Consider the following 16416-nt stretch of genomic DNA (forward strand, 5'->3'; position numbering starts at 1 on the left):
CTCGCACCCGGCTCAGCAGGCTCAGCGTCGAGACGCTGTCGTGCCCCGCTCAATGAAATGTGAGGGGGGCGCCTGCAGAATCGTCTCCGGATCACCCGTGATGACGGCAAGAAGCGATCGAGCCGCGAGAGCGCCAAGCGAGTGCACATCGCTGCTCATCGCCGACAGAGGCGGCACCGCGAGCCTGCACAGGGTCGAGTCGTCCCACGCGAGAAGGGAGAGCTGGCCGGGCACATCGATCTTCAGCTCATAGGCCACCCCGAGACCCGCGACGGCCATCACATCGTTGTCGTAGATGATCGCGGTCGGCGGGTCGTCGTGGTCCAGCAGTGCCCGAGTTGCGCTCTCGCCACTCTCCTCGGTGTAGTCGCCCTCAATGTTTCGTCCCGATACGCCGATATCGGCCGTCGCCGCCTCAAACGCCTGCGTGCGCAGCCGCGTGTGAAAGAGATGTTGAGGCCCGGAGACACGGTCGATCCTGGTGTGCCCCATGGCCCGCAGGCGCGTGACGGCATCGAGCATCGCACCATAGTTGTCGACCCGTATTGCAGAGACGCCCGGCGGCAAGGCTGGCTCTCCGAGAACAAGGGTAGGAATCTTCAGTTCATGCAGAAGTGCGGGGCGGGTGTCGTCGTCAATCAGGTCGCCCACGATGACTCCGGCTACCTGCGCGGATGCCGCCCAGCGCTCATAGCTCTCGACTTCTTTCTCCAACGTGGGAACGATCTGCAGCAGCACAGAGCGGCGCTGGAGCGAGAGCACCTCCTCCATGCCTGCAATGAACTCCGCGTAGAAGGGCTCGATTCCGAGCATGCGGGGAGAGCGGCGAAGGATGAGCCCCACCGGGGTCATCGCGGAATTCGCATCGTCATCGTCTGCACGTGCCACTGATGAAGTATCCCGCACATTCGTCACCGTCACGGCGCTACCTCCATGAGCGAGCCATCACGGGCAGCAGATCGTTCGCCGACCGCAACACGAGGGGGTGGATGAAAGCCTCGGGATTCAGAGCCTCCTCGCTGGTAACCCGCAATCGTGTGCTCTCCCCCGGCAGCAGTGTGACCAGGCCCTTGTCAACCCGTGCGCGTGAATCGGCCCTGTCGGCCTGCAGGAAGATGTCGCGCGCATACGACGACGCCGTGACCTCCACGAGGTACCCACCATCGACGGCGGAGGCGGTGGCGGTGAGCGCCTCGGCATCGAGGCCCTGGTTGACGACCTCGGCGAAATCGAATGTCGCACGGGCGAAGTCGCTTTCCGCGCCGTCTGCGCCGGTGACCTCGGCGACCAGCACCTCGCCGGCCGCATCATCCGTTGCTGCGACATCGGATGCGATGGCCACGGTGCTCTCGCCGCGTGCCGCCACCTCGAGGTGCAGGCTCTGCTCTGCCACGACGCTGCCATCGAAACGCAGTCGACGCACACGCACCTGGCCGCCGAAGGCATCCGCCGTGTCGTTGAGAAGAACGAGCGAGAGCCCGTCGGGCCGCGGCTGAATGGTGGCCAGTCGAGGGCTGTAGACGTCGCGCAGGGCATACCAGAGCGGCTTGCGGTGCTCGGCAAAGTCGACGGCTGCCCACGAGATCACCGGCCAGTTGTCGTTGAGCTGCCACACGATGGTGCCCATGTTGTGCGGGGCGAGGGAGCGGAAGTGCTCGATGCCGAAGCGCAGGGCGTGGGCCTGGTTGAGCTGAGTGGCCCAGTGCCAGTCGTCAATCGAGCGCGGCTCGGGAAGATGGCCGCGCATGCCGCGCTCCAGCTTGAGGTTGCCGTCGTGGGCCTTCTGATGCACGAGCATCTGCGACCCGTACGGCTCGAGCGGCTCGTCGTGCACCACCGCGGCGAGCGTCGACCACGCGGGTGGCGCCTGAAAACCGAACTCGGAGACGAAGCGCGGCGTGTAGTCGCGGTAGGCCGAGTAGTCGCGCTCGTTCCAGACATCCCAGATGTGCATGGTGCCGTTGTGCTGATCGTTCGGGTGCAGGTACTCGCCGAACGAATAGGGACTTGCCGGCGAGTACGGGCGCGTCGGGTCCAACTCGGCGAGCAGATCGGGAAGCAGCTGGCGATAGTAACCGTTGCCCCAGGTGCGGCCTTCGAGTCGAGAACGCCAGCCCCACTCCACGTAGCCCCAGATGTTCTCGTTGTTGCCGTTCCAGATGGCCAGCGAGGGGTGAGGGCTCAGACGCGCGATGTTGTCACGCGCCTCGGCCTCCACCTCCTCGGCCAGCCACTCCTCCTCCGCATAGGCGGCGCAGGCGAAGAGAAAGTCCTGCCAGACGAGAATTCCCTGCTCGTCGCACTCGTTGTAGAAGTCGTCGGACTCGTAGATTCCGCCGCCCCACACGCGCAGCAGGTTCATGTTGGCCTCGGTGGCGTCGGCGATGCGGCGCGCATACCGCGCGCGATCCAGACGGGTCAGAAAGGCGTGCTCGGGAATCCAGTTGGCGCCGCGCACCTGAACGGCCTCGCCGTTCACGCGTACGACGAACGGCGTACCCGCCTCGTCGGGCCGGGTGTCGACCTCGATGGTGCGAAAGCCGATGCGGCCGGACCATTCGTCTTCTGCCGAGCCCGTGGCGATACGCACCGACGCCTCGTACAGCGGCTGCTCGCCGTGCCCTCGTGGCCACCAGAGGCGCGCATCCGGCACCCGAACGACGGCCGTGGCCACAGTCTGGCCGGCCTCAATGCGAGCGGATGCGAGAACACCGTCGACCGTCGCCGTCACCTCGACGACGCGCCCGGCCGACGCATCGTCGCGCTGCACCTCGACGTGGGCGTTGAGCACTCCCGTCGAGAAATCCACATCGACGAGTGGGCGCACCGAGGCGACGCGCACGCCCGACCAGCTCTCCAGGAAGATCGGCTTCCAGATGCCGCTCGTGGCGACATCGATACCCCAGTCCCAGCCGAAGTTGGCCGCCATCTTGCGCAGGGCGTTGTAGGGGTGGTGATTGGTGTGCGGAAGCTCTCCGTGCTCTTCGGAACGCGCCTCGGCGGCATCCACCGGCGCCTCGAAGGTGATGACGAGGTGGTTCGTTCCCTCGGCGAGGGCGGCCCGCACGTCGAAGCGGTAGCCGCGATGCTGGTTCTGCGTGTGACCGACGAGCACGCCGTTGAGCTCGATCGTGCTGACGGTGTCGAGCCCCTGGGCGACAAGATCATGCCGACTCGATCCGTCGTCACGCCAGTCGAAGTCGACCTCATATCGCCAGCTCGTGTTACCGATCCACTGCTGCGCCGCTTCGTTGTCGGCATCGAATGGGGCGTCGATGAGGCCGGCATCGAGAAGATCGGTGTGCGCGCATCCGGGAACGGTCGCATGAATGCTGCGGCCGACGATCTCGGGGGGAACGGGGCCGTGCACGGCCATCACCGTCCAGCCATCGGCCGGAAATTCGAATGTGTTCGCAGACACTGGCAACCCTTCGCGTACGCGGAGACTCGAGCACGCGGATCGCCTGTGAGGAGAACGTGTCGAAATCTTTATTAGCTGACTTTATTAAGCCGCTGTTCTCTAAGCTATCCGAAGAGGGACGAAAGGAGCAACATGGGAAATCCACGCATTTCTCTCGCGACGGCGACCAGCCGTGGCCTCGTCCTGGACATGATTCGAACGCTGGGGCCGATCAGCAGGGTTGAACTCGCGGAACGCACCGGGCTCACGCAGGCGACCATGTCGAACGTTGCCCGTCAGTTGCTCGACGATGAGCTCGTCATCGAGGCCGGCCGCAGTGATTCCACCGGAGGAAAGCCACGGGTGCTGCTCGGCATCAACCCGACCGCACGATTCGCCGTCGGAGTGCAGGTGGGCGCTGACACCCTCACGTATGTGGTGGCGAACCTGGGGGGCGCCATCGTCGGGCGCACCCGCACGGGCGGTGCCGGCGAACGCGAACCCGCCGCGATGGTGCAGGCCATCGCGACCCGAATCGATCGTCTGCTGCAGAGCCTCGGCGTGGATCTGCACCGAGTGATGGGCATCGGTATCGTCGCGCCCGGGCCACTGGATCTCGAGAACGGAAGCATCCTGGCCCCACCGACGCTGGGAGCGTGGAAGAACTATCCACTGCGCTCGAAGCTCTCCGAACTCACCGGACTGCCTGTCGCACTCGACAACGACGCGACGGCCGCCGCCGTCGGCGAATTCTGGAGCGGGAAGATCGGCACCTCCGCAGCGCACTGCACCGTGTACATGGGGGCAGGGATCGGCGCGGGGATCGTGCTCGGCGGCTCTGTGTATCGGGGCGCCAGTTCCAATGCGGGAGAGCTCGGCCAGATGAGTCTGCACGCGCGCACGGGCGGTGAGCGGCGAACCGTGGAAGAGTTGGCCGGCCCGAAAGCCATCGTCGAACAGGCCAGGATCGCGCTCGGACTGGGCCGAGAGAGCAGCATCAGGCTCTCATCTGACACCAACCCATTCATCGCTTTCGAGAACATTGCCACTGCTGCCGTGCGTGGCGACAGGCTGGCCCGCGAACTATTGATCAGCTCGGCTGAGTACCTGGCCGACGCGCTCGTGGCCATGGCGAACCTGCTCGATCTCGATTCGATTGTTCTCGCCGGGCCGTCATTCTCTACGGCCGGAACGCTCTATCTCCGCATCATCCAGCGACGACTCGACGAGGAATTCTTCGCGCGGGCCAAGCACTCGGTGACGGTACAGCTCTCGGTGCAATCGGCCGATGCCGCCGCCGTGGGGGCAGCATCCCTGATTCTGCAGCAGCAGCTCGCGCCACGACAGCTCGGCCTGCCGAGCCTCGTCGGCGTCGCCACGTAACGTCCGCCGTTACTCCGCAGCGATGTGCACGAGTGCCGCGTGCTCGGGCTGCAGGGGCGGGGCCTGGATACCGACGGCTGCGAGCATCCGGCCGGTGAGCACGACGCCATCGCCCCCCTGCCAGCTCGGGGCGTTGCTCTTCGTGGTCAGCGCCGCTCGCGGGCCGACCGCGCTCACCCGGTAGCGACGATCCGCCTCGAGCCCGGGAATGCGCACGAAGCCGGGCGGCCAGGTCGACGGGCGGCTGAGCAGCGCGAGGCAGAAGAGCGCCTCGCTTGCATCCGCCGCCACAACCCCGTGAGCCCACAGCTCGTCGACCGGGTGGTCGATGCGCACCGTCGTGCCGGTGTGCAACAGGGGGCGAAAGCGCTTGTAGAGCGCGACCCACTCGGCCAGCTCGGCGCGCTCGGCATCCGTGATCTTCGCGATGTTCCACTCGATGCCGAAGTGCCCGAACAACGCCGTCGCGGCTCGGAACGACAGCTCGTGCGTGCGCCCGGTGGTGTGTGAGTGCGTGCTGCCGACGTGGCTGCCGATCAGTTCGGCGGGCAGCAGCTGGCCGGTCCAGCGCAGAATCTGCTGGCGCTCGAGCGGATCGATGCAGTCGCTCGCCCACACCCGGTCGGTGTGTTCGAGCACGCCGAGATCCACGCGGGCGCCGCCCGATGAGCAGGACTCGATCTCGAGCCGCGGATGCTCGGCCTTCAGCGCCGCAAGCAGCCGGTAGACCGCGAGCGTCTGCTCGTGTACCCCCGCCCGATGCGTGACCGTGGAGCCGGCGTCCACCAGATCGCGATTGTGGTCCCACTTGATGAAATCGATGTCGTATTCGGTGACGAGCCCCGAGATCGCGGCGCGAATGTACTCCCACGCCTCAGGAATACCGAGGTTCAGCACCTGCTGCTGCCGGGCTTCGAGCGGCATGCGGCCGCCCGTCTGCATGATCCACTCCGGATGCGCGCGCGCCAGCTCCGAATCCGGGTTCACCATCTCCGGTTCGAACCACAGCCCGAACTGCATGCCGAGTTGCTTCACGCGGTTCACGAGCGGATGCAGCCCCTCCGGCCAGACATCCGTATCGACGCTCCAGTCCCCCAGCCCCGCATCGTCGCTGCGGCGCCCCAGGAACCAGCCGTCGTCGAGCACGTAGCGCTCGACGCCCACCTCGGCGGCGCGCTCGGCGAGCTCAAGCAGGGTCGGCAGATCGTGGTGAAAGTACACCGCCTCCCAGGTGTTGAGCACGACCGGGCGCTCGCTTGTCGGGTGGTTGGGCCGCTGCCGCAGGTAGTCGTGAAAGCGCGTCGCCTGCGCATCCAATCCGTCGCCGTATGCGAAGAACAGCCACGGGGTCGCATACTCCTCGCCAGGGGCGAGACTCACCTCACCGGGCAGCAGCAGCTCGCCGCCCCACAGCAGCGTTCTGCCGTTCGTCGCACGTTCGAGCGCGCTCACGTGGTTGCCACTGAAGCCCACGTGCAGGCCCCACGTCTCGCCGGCGCGAAAGCCGAAACCGCCGGCTCCCGCGGTGAGCACGGTGGCGGCATCCGCCCCGGTGCGCCCGCGCCGATTCTCGCGCAGGTGTGTTCCCACGGTGATGGCGCGGCGCTGCGGCACGCGCTCCTTCGCCCAGCGGCCCGCCTGGTCGAGAATCTCGGTCGCGGCCTGCGGCACGGGCAGCGCGAGCGACAGTCGGCCGAGTGCGTAGTCGCCCCCGCCGGTGTTGCGCAGCGTGGCGCGCGCCATCACGAGGCCCGAATCGGTCAGCCGAAGCTCGGTTGTGAGGGCTAGACCGGCCGCAGCATCGATAGCGCGCGCTGTGATGGTGCGCGAGACGGCATCCGTCTCGTAGCTGGTGTCGGTGAAGAGGGTGGACCAGTCATCGCCGGCACGGTGGCCCTCAAGGCCGGGGGTACCCATCCAGCCGGCGCTGCCCTCCGGCAGCACGCTCACCTGCACGGGCACGTCGACCGAGTTGTCGAGCAGCGGCACCGCACCGGATGCCAGCGCCTGCACCTCGGCATCGCTCACGTCACCGAGGTCGGCGCCCCAGTGCAGCACCGTCGGTAGCCCGTGCGCGGGCAGCTCGAGCACGAGACTCACCCCGGCGGCGCGCAAATGGGAAATGGTGGATGGCGCCGTCGTCATGTGTGCTCCCGAGTGAGGTCTGCTCGGTGTCGCGCTTCGATGCGGCCGAGTCGAACGCCACTATATTAGGTCACTGATGTAACTCGCTCGCGGCCGCGCCAGCGGATGCTGAGGCAGATCACGGCGCGTTCGCATGCCGCCCTCTCCCGGGCGTGGGTGCGCTGCGATACCGGGGTGATCTGCGGGCGCGGCGTCAGCGGCGCGAGCGGCGCCAGCGGACGGCGTGAGCGAAGACGAGGCCGGCGATGCAGGCCAGGGCGATTGTCGACAGGGCCGGCGCGACACGCATGGCCAGCTGTGCGAGCACGACAGTGAACGGCGGATGTCCGTTGACTGCAAAAGGGGCGGCGGTCATCGCCTGGTAGATGCACGCGGCGACGGCGAGCGCAAGAAACAATGCCGCCACAGGGATCAGCACCCGCTCGAGCGCCGTCATCACCCGTTCTGCTCTCGCCGTGACCTCCAGCGTGAACCGGCGAGGAACACCAGGCCTGCGAGAATGGCTAGTCCCACGGTGATCAGCGGCCCCGCCAGAACATAGCTGACATTCTGCATGATCATCGACGACACCCCCGGTGCGCTAAAGCCGTTCTGTCCGGAAAGTGAGCTATAGGTGGTCGTCCCCTCGATGCCGATGCCGCCGATTACGAAGAGCACGCCCATGACGCCGAGGGCGTACGCGTATGGATTGGTTCTCAGTGGCGGCCGGCCGTCTCGCAGAGGTGCGGCGGCTATTTCGGTGCCGCAGGCATCCGTGCCAGCGTCGTCGAGGTCGAGGTCGGTCTCGCTTCGAGGCGGGACGGATGAGTGTGCCTCACGCGCGACCGGATCCTGCGTCATAGGCACTGCCGCGGCCGGCGCCTGCTCGCTTGGACCCGCGGGCTCGGATGCGGCCCCTCGACGCCTCGGATCCTCGGCAGCCGGGCCTTGATACCCCCGCTGAAACGCCGGATCGTAACGGGGGTCGATGTCCTTCTCGTCTTTGTCGGCCACGCTGCCTCCTGTTCGTACCGCTCGTATCGCTCGCCTCGTCGCTGTCGATTCGTGCTCAGTCGACGGGAAGTGCCTCGCCGCGCAGAGAGGCCAGCCACTCGCGCGCTTCGGTGAACACCTCGTTGCGGTAGCGCTGGTCGAATTCGACCGCAACGCCATCCGCGCGCGGATACGATCCAAGAAAAATGACCTTGGGGCTGAAACGCCGCAGCCCCAGTAGTGCATCGGCGACCCGCTCATCCGCGAGGTGACCGTCGATGTCGATGACGAAGCGGTACCGTCCGAGTGCGTCGCCAATGGGCCGCGATTCGATGAGGCTCATGTTGACGCCACGGGTCGAGAACTGCTCAAGCAGGCCAAGCAACGTGCCCGCAACGTCGTCGGGCAACTCGACAATGATGCTGGTCTTGTCTGCCCCGGTCGGTGCGTCGACGGTGCCGGTGCGCGCCACAAGAACGAAGCGGGTCATGGCGTTGGCGTTGTCGGCGATGCCGTCGGCGAGTACCACGAGCTCGTGGCGGTCGACGATGCTCGGTGGGGCGATGGCGGCATCCGCGTGGCCACCCGGCGCCTGCGGGTCGCCGAGCGCGGCGGCCGCAGCGACATTGCTGGAGGCGGGAACGTGTTCGTGAGCCGGCAGCGTCGCATCCAGCCACCGATGGCACTGTGCATAAGCCACCGGATGCGCGTTGATGACCCTCACATCGGCCAGCGCCGTGCCCGGTCGTGCCACCAGCACGAAACTCACCGGCACCAGATACTCGCCAACAATGCGCAGATTCGGGATGTTCGCAAGCGCGTCCTGCGCGACCGAAACACCGCCCTCGATCGAGTTCTCGATGGCGATCATGGCAGCAACGCTGCGCCCATCCACCACGTCGGCGAGCGCCTCGCCCACGTTGTTGACGGGCCGCCAGGTCTTGCCAGCCGCCTCGGGCACCTGTGCGAGCGCGGCCTCGGTGAACGTGCCGGACGGCCCCAGAAAGCTGTAGGTGTTCGCGGCGTCCGTGCTGATCTCCATGCCCAGAAGCTTAAGGCACCCCACGAACGCCCTGCGGCTCAGCGCGCGGGCTGTTGTATGCCGAGAGCTCGCGCAAGATCATATTTAGAGGCCTCGTCGGAACCGGGCTCCACCGTGTAGGTGATGATCCGCAGATCTTTCCCGATCGTGGTGTACACGTCGCAGTCGACGGTGATTGGACCGACGATTGGATGCAGGAAGGTCTTCTCCTCCGACCGTTGCGCGACGGAGGTGCCCTCCAACCAAAGTTCTTCGAAGCGGTCGATACGGCGCAACCGTTGTAGAAGCTGCTGAACGGAGCGGTCCTTGGGATACCGCAGCGTCGCGTTTCGCATATCCGTCACGAGCGCGCGCTCGAAACGTTCGATGTACGCCGCACTCATCAGCACATTGGGCGCTGTTCCGGTGAACTGGGCCTCGATGAGGTTGTAGCCGCGCGGCGGTTGCCCGAGCAGGGCCTGCCAGGACGCGTTCACGGTGAGCAGGGACCAATGCGCCGTATAGACGCCGATCGCAACATCGGGAGCGCGCAGGAGAAGCCGCTGCACGCTTCGCGGAATATGGGTTGGCACGTTCGTCGGCAATGGGATCGGCAGACCCGCCGCCTGGAACAGCTGATCGCGTTCTTCGTCGGACAGCTGTAATGCGCGGGCCAACGCGCCGGCGACCTGCACCGACGGATTTTGGGAGCGGCCTTGCTCAAGTCGAACGAGATAGTCCACGGACAGCCCTGCCAGCATCGCCACCTCCTCCCGACGGAGGCCCGTCAGTCGGGCGGACACCGCAGGAAGACCCACGGTCGCGGGCTTCAAACGGGCGCGCCACATGGTCAAGAGGTTGCTGAGTTCGCCACGGTCGGTCATGGCTCCAGTGTGCAGGAGGCCTCGCAATGGCGACTGGTGCCGGGAGTCCTACCCACATTCTCTCGACCGCCGCGATGCTGGTCACATCCACCGAGAAAGGCAACCCATCATGGCTGAAATCTTCACCGTCGAGTACTCCTACCCGACCGATACCACCCTTCAGGACGAGCACCGTCCCGCTCACCTGGCCTACTTGCGAGAGCGTCTGGAACAGGGCGAACTCCTGGTTTCCGGGCCGCGGGGCGAACACGAGGCTCCCGGCGGGCTCCTCATCTACAAGGTCGAGGACCGCGCCAGCATCGACAACATCGTCGACAACGATCCCTTCGTCGTCAACAACGTTGTCGTGCACAAGCGCGTGCACAATTGGCGTCCCATCGTCGGACCGGCATCATCCGCATTCGCTGACTAAGTCTCGGCCTCGCCGCGTTGCAGCGGCGGCGGGGATCACAATCCTTCGCCGCCGCTGAATCCTTCGCACATTCCCCATCCACCTCGAACGATCGGACTCCTCCCGTGCGACCACCTCGCCACAAATTCGCCCTCATCAACTGGCTAGCCGTGTACCCACTCATCACGCTGATTCTCTGGTTGCTGCTCCCGCTCTTGACCGAGTACCCGCTGTGGATTACTACTCTCATCGTGTCTCTCATCCTCGTGCCGCTGATGAACTTCCTTGTGATGCCCCTCCTGCTGAGTCTGTTCGCACCGTGGCTTACCGATCGAACAAGCGCAAAGGGCAGACCAGACGCTCAAGGGCGGCAGGTCGGTGCCAGACTGGGGGAATGAACGATCGCGCGGGAACCCAGGCACAGGCATCCGATCTGATCGATGTGGAGGCGCTCGTTCGGGCGTATTACGAGCTGAAACCGGATGTGAGCGTGCCCGCGCAGCGCGTGGTCTTCGGCACGTCGGGGCATCGCGGTAGCAGCTTCAACACGGCGTTCAATGAAAACCACATCGCCGCAACCACGCAGGCGATTGTGGAGTATCGCGCGTCGCAGGGCATCACGGGGCCGCTGTTTCTGGGCGCAGACACGCACGCACTCAGCGCACCCGCGATGACCACGGCGCTCGAGGTGCTCGTGGGCAACGGGGTGCGCGTGCTGGTCGACGAGTTCGGCGACTTCGTGCCGACGCCGGCGCTGTCGCACGCGATCATCACCTACAACCGCGGCAAGAGCCTCGACGGTGATCGACACGGCGCCGATCTGGCCGACGGCATCGTCGTGACGCCCAGCCACAACCCGCCCGCGGATGGCGGCTTCAAGTACAACCCACCTCACGGCGGCCCGGCCGATAGCGACGCGACGGGCTGGATCGCGAAGCGCGCCAACGAGCTCATCGAAGGCGGGATGCACGAGGTCACGATGAGCGAACCGAGCGCCGTTGAGACATATGACTTTCGCGGAATATATGTAGACGACCTCGAGAACATCATCGACATCGACGCAATCAAGGCCAGCGGCATCCGCATCGGGGCAGACCCGCTCGGGGGCGCGAGCGTGAGCTACTGGGCAGCGATCCGCGACCGCTACGGCCTCGACCTCGAAGTCGTGAACCCCGCCGTCGATCCGCAGTGGGCGTTCATGACTCTCGACTGGGACGGCAAGATTCGCATGGATCCCTCGAGCCCGTCAGCCATGGCATCCGTGCTGAAGCGCAAGGACGACTTCGACATTCTCACCGGCAACGACGCGGATGCCGACCGGCACGGCATCGTGACGCCTGACGGCGGTCTCATGAACCCCAACCACTACCTGGCCGTGGCCATCGACTACCTCTACCGCAACCGCACCGGCTGGCGTTCGGATGCCGCGATCGGTAAGACCCTCGTCTCCTCCTCGATCATCGACCGGGTGGCCGAGTCGCTCGGCCGCCGCCTCTGGGAGGTGCCGGTCGGATTCAAGTGGTTCGTTCCCGGCCTCATCGACGGCTCGGTCGGTTTCGGCGGAGAGGAGAGTGCCGGCGCAAGCTTTCTGCGCAAGGACGGCACCGTGTGGACCACCGATAAAGACGGCATCCTGCTCGCGCTGCTCGCGAGCGAGATTCGCGCGGTCACGGGCAAGAGTCCGAGTGCTCTCTACCGCGAACTCACCGAGCAGTTCGGTGACCCCGTTTACGAGCGGGTGGATGCCGCGGCCAGCCCCGAACAGAAGGCCGCGCTCGGCAAGCTCGACGGCGACGCGATCGAGGCAGGCGAGTTGGCGGGCGACGCCATTACCGCGAAACTCAGCCGCGCACCCGGAAACGATGCAGCCGTCGGCGGCGTGAAAGTGGTCACCGAGAATGCATGGTTCGCGGCCCGGCCCAGCGGCACCGAAGATGTCTATAAGATCTACGCGGAATCGTTCGTGGGCCTCGACCACCTGCACCAGGTGCAGGCCGAGGCAAGGTCGATTGTCGACGGCGCGCTCGGAGCGTGAGCTCAGCCCGCGTAGCCGCCGCCCGTGATGCCGAAGAACTCCTCGAGCGTCTCTACGCCACGGCGATGCATCTCGGCCGCGAGCTCCGTGCCGATGTAGCGGTAGTGCCACGGCTCGAAGGTGTACCCCGTGACCTGCTCCTTGTCTGAGGGATACCGCAGCAGAAAACCGTACTGCCAGGCGTTCGCCGCCAGCCATGTGCCCTGTGCGGTGCCGGCGAAGCACGCATCCAGCGAGCAGTTCGCGGGCAACGCGCTTAGATCGACCACCAGACCCGTCTGATGTTCGCTGAATCCGGGGCGGGCCGTGTCTGTATCGGCGGATGCTCGCCCGTATGCCGCGACGTTCTGGTTGTATACAGCGACCTGGGTCGAATAAGAGCGGTACCCGCTCTGCAATTGAAACCGCAGGCCGGCCGTTTGGCGCGCGGCCGCGAGCATCCTGCTGAGAGCGGTGGCAGCCTCTGCCCGCACCGGCTGCCCGTTCACGTTGTGGATATCAGGGTCGACGAGGTCACTCGGCGCGTAGTCGACCGGGATGAGTGGATGCTTCTTGTTCACGATCACCCAGATGCTTGCGGGGTCGATTCTCGAGTGAGCGTTCATGGGGAACGGTGGCGGCCCCGGGGGCGCCGACGGCGTGGCCGACGGCGGCGGCCCGGCCGTGTGCACGACAGCGGCAGCCGTAGAGCTGTCGGGCGCCGTCGGTACGGTTGTCGTGCATCCGGTCAGAACGACGGCGAGCAGCGCGGCGAGAACAAGGCTGCGACGTCGCGGTGGGGGCACGGCTCACAGCCTAGGGGTAATGACTGCGTGAGCCACGGCCCCTGCGTCGGCGAGGTGCGTTACTTCGTCAGGTGCCAGAAGTGCATGGCGCCGCCGGGGTGCTGCACGGTGAGCGTGTTGTCGAGATCGCGGTAGTCGTAGTCGTCGTTGTGGCTGGCGAACTCGACCTTGATCTTTCCGTCGACGTGTTTGATGGCGGTGACGACCTGCACGTGGTCGCGATCGCCGTCGCCATCCCAGTCGAAGATGCCGATGTCACCGAGCGCCACCTTGTCGCGCTGATCGGAGGAGAGCCGCACGAGTCCGAGCGTCTTGGCGTTCGCCGCGAAGTAGTCATCCATCGCCGGCACGTAGCCCCACTGCGGGCTCCATGAGCCCGCCGCGTCGTGGTTGTACCAGGTGTCGTTCATCTTCCAGCCGCGAGCGATGAGTGTCTGGCTCACGAAATTGGCGCAGTCGCCCCCGACTGAGTTCAGGTCTCCGTAGGCGGCCGTGTTGTAGTTCTTCCAGTACGTCAGGGCGTACGCGAGCTGCTTCGCTACCGGCGTCGTTGCCGTGTAGGTGTAGGGCTTCGCGGCCGTAGCGATTGACTTGCCAGCCTTGTCGAGAAGCGTGACCTTCACCGAGGCGGGCTGGTAGTTGGCGGCCGCTGGCGCCTTCACGACAACCTTCTGATCGTTCGAGGACTTCGCAACAGGGGCCACCGCGGCGCCGAAACTGACCGACGCCACCTCCTCGAGTCCTTTGCCCTTGATCGTGACGGATGCGCCGCCGGTCACGCTGCCGATCGCGGAGGTGAGTGTCGCACTGGAGCCCGTGACTGCCGCATCTGTCGAGGGACTGGCCGTGCAGCCGGTCAGCACGAGCGCGGCGGTGAATGTCGAGGCGAGAGCGAGCACAAACGGCCGGCGGAGCGCAGAGCGGGAACGGAACGGCATGAATCACTTTCACTTCGGCACGGACTTCTCAACCAGCGACGATACGCCGCGTTTCAAGGACGACGCTGAGAACGCACCGTCGACGAACATCTCCAGGGGTGCGCGCTCTCGCGCAGGCCACAGGCGCCCCTGTTCGCCTGTGGCGAACCCGGGAAAATGTTCGGCGCCACGGCGTTGTCTATGACACTCAAGGGGTGTAAATTTGCACTCTGCGCAAGATTTTGCGTTGAGCCCACACCGCCGTGACGCCGGTGATCGCGGCGCCATTCCAACACTTTTGAGGTCGCATGTCTAGCGAAAACTCCGCACAAACAGCACCGGGTTCCGGCGCGATTGCCAATGTCGTCATGAACCACCGGCAGATCCTGTTCGTGATCTTCGGCCTGATGGCCGGCATGTTCCTTTCGGCGCTCGATCAGACCGTCGTGGGAACGGCCATCCGCACCATCGGTGACGATCTGCACGGCCTGAGTCTGCAGGCGTGGGTGACCACCGCATATCTGATCGTCTCGACGATCTCGACACCGATCTACGGCAAGCTCTCCGACATCTTCGGACGGCGCCCCCTCTTCATCTTCGCGATAGTCATCTTCATCGTCGGATCCGTGCTGTCGAGCTTCTCGACATCCATGATTGAGCTCGCGGGCTTCCGCGCCCTCCAGGGTCTGGGCGCCGGCGGCCTGATGTCGATGCCGCTCGCGATCATGGGCGACATGCTCGCCCCGCGTGAGCGGGCGAAGTATCAGGGATACTTTCTGGCGGTGTTCGGCGTTTCGAGCGTGATCGGCCCGCTGATCGGTGGCCTGTTCTCGGGTACCGATCAGATTCTGTGGATCGCCGGCTGGCGCTGGGTGTTCCTCATCAATGTGCCCATCGGCATCGCCGCTCTCGCGATGGTCATGCGCTTCCTGCACCTTCCCAAGGTCGATCGGCACTCGGTGCGCATCGACTGGTGGGGGGCCGCCGCGGTCATCGTGGCCCTCGTGCCGCTTCTGCTTGTGGCCGAAGAGGGACAGACCTGGGGCTGGACGAGCCCGCTGGCCATCGGAAGTTACGTGGTCGGCGTGGTCGGTGTGATCGCGTTCATCCTCATCGAGATCCGCATGAAGGATGACGCGCTGATCCCGATCAAGCTGTTCCGCTCCTCGACGTTCTCGATGGCCACGATCATCGGCGTGCTCGTCGGATTCGGCATGTTCGGCGCCATGATGACGATTCCGCTCTACCTGCAGATCGTGCTCGGCTCGACGCCGACCGAGAGCGGCTTCCAGATGCTGCCGATGATTCTGGGACTGATGATCGCCTCGATCGGAAGCGGCCAGTTGATCGCTCGCACCGGTAAATACCGCATGTTCCCGATCCTCGGCACCGGTCTGATGTCGGCTGGATTCCTCTATCTCACCTTCCTCAGGTATGACTCGTCATTCTGGTTCGTGGCGGGTGGAATGCTGCTGATAGGCCTCGGCCTCGGCCAGCTCATGCAGACTCTGACCATCGCGAGCCAGAACTCGGTGGGCCTGCGCGACATGGGTGTGGCGACGAGTGCGTCGACATTCTTCCGCCAGATCGGTGGAACGCTGGGCACGGCCGTCATGCTGTCGCTGCTCTTCACGATCATGCCGCTGAACATCCAGAGTTCGCTCACCGACAGCTCGAGCCTCAAGAGTGCGCTGAATGCGGCCATGACCCCCTCTGTGGCCAGCGATCCCGGCAACGCGAAGATCATGAAACTGATCTACAGCAAGCTGGTGACCCCCATCGAAAAGGGTGCCCAGGAGGCAGCGCACGCCGCAGGCGTGAAGAAGCTGGTCGCCACCGGAGTCCCGCAGGCCACGGCCGAGACGAGCGTTCCAGCACAGCCGCTCGACTTTTCCGACCAGGGCGTGCGCAGCCAGGTGATCGATCAGGTCGCCCCCGCTATCGCGAAGAACCTCAAGGAAGCGAAGGGCACCTCGTCGGTCGGTGGCAGCAGCGCGATCAACGACACGTCGTTCCTGAACGGTGCGGACCCGCGCCTGACGAAGCCGTTCCTGACCGGGTTCACCGCGTCGTCGATCGCCATCTACTGGCTCGCGCTCATGGTGGTGATATTGGCCTTCGTGCTCGCGCTGTTCTTCAAGACGCCGCCACTGCGCGCCAAATCAGCCTTGCAGGAGGCCGCCGATCAGCATGCCCAGAACACGGCAGACGCCGAGGTGGCTGCCGAGCGGGAGTCTGTGCTGCAGATGCAGAGCTCGGCAGACCGCATGGGCACTCTCATGGAACCGGGCACCCACACCTCGGAGATACCGGCGCAGGACCCGCACCCTCTCTCCTAGAGATGCTCGCACCGCTTCTCCCGTGAGGGGCAAGTTTTGGCCCCAGATTTCGCGATCTGACGGGCCAAAGCTTGCCCCTCACCGCATGCGCTCCGACTCGTGGTGGGACCGAGAGCGAGGTCACGATTTGGTCACGGGCGGGCG

13 protein-coding genes are annotated in these 16416 nt (G+C 65.5%); 4 read left to right on the forward strand and 9 right to left on the reverse strand.

The annotated features are described in order from the left end of the window. Nucleotides 1–21 precede the first annotated feature (21 nt). The gene (locus tag ASC63_RS03335; RefSeq protein ID WP_235491763.1) at nt 22–888 is read right to left on the reverse strand and encodes a LacI family DNA-binding transcriptional regulator; all 867 of its coding nucleotides are present in this window, start codon (nt 886–888) and stop codon (nt 22–24) included. 37 nt (nt 889–925) lie between these two features. Then, a complete protein-coding gene (locus ASC63_RS03340; RefSeq protein WP_235491764.1) occupies nt 926–3421 on the reverse strand; it encodes a glycoside hydrolase family 2 protein in 2496 nt (831 codons plus the stop codon). A gap of 132 nt (nt 3422–3553) precedes the next feature. On the opposite strand from ASC63_RS03340, the gene ASC63_RS03345 reads away from it, so the two are divergent. Further along, nucleotides 3554–4783, forward strand: coding sequence for an ROK family transcriptional regulator (locus tag ASC63_RS03345; RefSeq protein ID WP_055809871.1), 1230 nt, complete (start codon nt 3554–3556; stop codon nt 4781–4783). A 9-nt stretch (nt 4784–4792) separates the two neighbouring features. Here the strand turns inward: ASC63_RS03345 and ASC63_RS03350 are convergent, their stop codons facing one another. From ASC63_RS03350 to ASC63_RS03370, 5 genes are all read right to left on the reverse strand, one after another. Next, nucleotides 4793–6928: an alpha-galactosidase gene (locus ASC63_RS03350; RefSeq protein WP_055809875.1), complete on the reverse strand. Its 2136-nt coding sequence runs from the start codon at nt 6926–6928 to the stop codon at nt 4793–4795. A gap of 193 nt (nt 6929–7121) precedes the next feature. After that, on the reverse strand, nt 7122–7364 hold the full coding sequence (locus tag ASC63_RS03355; RefSeq protein WP_055809878.1) for a hypothetical protein: 243 nt from the start codon (nt 7362–7364) through the stop codon (nt 7122–7124). Continuing rightward, complete coding sequence (locus ASC63_RS03360) at nt 7364–7921, reverse strand: hypothetical protein (protein ID WP_055809881.1); 558 nt, start codon at nt 7919–7921, stop codon at nt 7364–7366. Before ASC63_RS03360 ends, ASC63_RS03355 begins: the two co-directional genes overlap by 1 nt. Nucleotides 7922–7976: 55 nt before the next feature. Next, nucleotides 7977–8942, reverse strand: a complete 966-nt coding sequence (gene pheA / locus ASC63_RS03365; protein ID WP_055809884.1) for a prephenate dehydratase — start codon at nt 8940–8942, stop codon at nt 7977–7979. Nucleotides 8943–8980: 38 nt separating this feature from the next. After that, nucleotides 8981–9805 carry a helix-turn-helix transcriptional regulator gene (locus ASC63_RS03370; RefSeq protein WP_055809886.1) on the reverse strand — a complete coding sequence of 275 codons (825 nt, stop codon included), beginning with the start codon at nt 9803–9805 and terminating at the stop codon, nt 8981–8983. 109 nt (nt 9806–9914) lie between these two features. On the opposite strand from ASC63_RS03370, the gene ASC63_RS03375 reads away from it, so the two are divergent. Both ASC63_RS03375 and pgm read left to right on the forward strand, forming a co-directional pair. Then, a complete protein-coding gene (locus ASC63_RS03375) occupies nt 9915–10217 on the forward strand; it encodes a YciI family protein (RefSeq protein ID WP_055809887.1) in 303 nt (100 codons plus the stop codon). Nucleotides 10218–10590: 373 nt separating this feature from the next. Then, the gene (gene pgm, locus ASC63_RS03385; protein ID WP_055809889.1) at nt 10591–12231 is read left to right on the forward strand and encodes a phosphoglucomutase (alpha-D-glucose-1,6-bisphosphate-dependent); all 1641 of its coding nucleotides are present in this window, start codon (nt 10591–10593) and stop codon (nt 12229–12231) included. Nucleotides 12232–12233: 2 nt separating this feature from the next. On the opposite strand, the gene ASC63_RS03390 is transcribed toward pgm, so the two are convergent. Together ASC63_RS03390 and ASC63_RS03395 are read right to left on the reverse strand one after the other, a co-directional pair. Then, the gene (locus ASC63_RS03390; protein ID WP_055809890.1) at nt 12234–13016 is read right to left on the reverse strand and encodes a M15 family metallopeptidase; all 783 of its coding nucleotides are present in this window, start codon (nt 13014–13016) and stop codon (nt 12234–12236) included. A gap of 59 nt (nt 13017–13075) precedes the next feature. Then, nucleotides 13076–13954, reverse strand: a complete 879-nt coding sequence (locus ASC63_RS03395) for an amidase domain-containing protein (protein ID WP_055809891.1) — start codon at nt 13952–13954, stop codon at nt 13076–13078. A gap of 287 nt (nt 13955–14241) precedes the next feature. Between ASC63_RS03395 and ASC63_RS03400 the strand changes: the two genes are divergently transcribed. Beyond that, nucleotides 14242–16272: an MDR family MFS transporter gene (locus tag ASC63_RS03400; RefSeq protein WP_055809897.1), complete on the forward strand. Its 2031-nt coding sequence runs from the start codon at nt 14242–14244 to the stop codon at nt 16270–16272. Nucleotides 16273–16416: the final 144 nt, after the last annotated feature.

This window comes from Leifsonia sp. Root112D2, assembly GCF_001424905.1.
In the GTDB taxonomy this organism is placed as follows: Bacteria; Actinomycetota; Actinomycetes; order Actinomycetales; family Microbacteriaceae; genus Root112D2.

Bases quoted from the DNA above. Each gene is read 5' to 3' on its own strand.
- ASC63_RS03345 (WP_055809871.1), top strand. From the start codon at position 3,554: ATGGGAAATCCACGCATTTCTCTCGCGACGGCGACCAGCCGTGGCCTC.
- ASC63_RS03350 (WP_055809875.1), bottom strand. From the start codon at position 6,928: ATGACGACGGCGCCATCCACCATTTCCCATTTGCGCGCCGCCGGGGTG.
- ASC63_RS03355 (WP_055809878.1), bottom strand. From the start codon at position 7,364: ATGACGGCGCTCGAGCGGGTGCTGATCCCTGTGGCGGCATTGTTTCTT.
- pheA (WP_055809884.1), bottom strand. From the start codon at position 8,942: ATGGAGATCAGCACGGACGCCGCGAACACCTACAGCTTTCTGGGGCCG.
- ASC63_RS03370 (WP_055809886.1), bottom strand. From the start codon at position 9,805: ATGACCGACCGTGGCGAACTCAGCAACCTCTTGACCATGTGGCGCGCC.
- ASC63_RS03375 (WP_055809887.1), top strand. From the start codon at position 9,915: ATGGCTGAAATCTTCACCGTCGAGTACTCCTACCCGACCGATACCACC.
- pgm (WP_055809889.1), top strand. From the start codon at position 10,591: ATGAACGATCGCGCGGGAACCCAGGCACAGGCATCCGATCTGATCGAT.
- ASC63_RS03395 (WP_055809891.1), bottom strand. From the start codon at position 13,954: ATGCCGTTCCGTTCCCGCTCTGCGCTCCGCCGGCCGTTTGTGCTCGCT.
- ASC63_RS03400 (WP_055809897.1), top strand. From the start codon at position 14,242: ATGTCTAGCGAAAACTCCGCACAAACAGCACCGGGTTCCGGCGCGATT.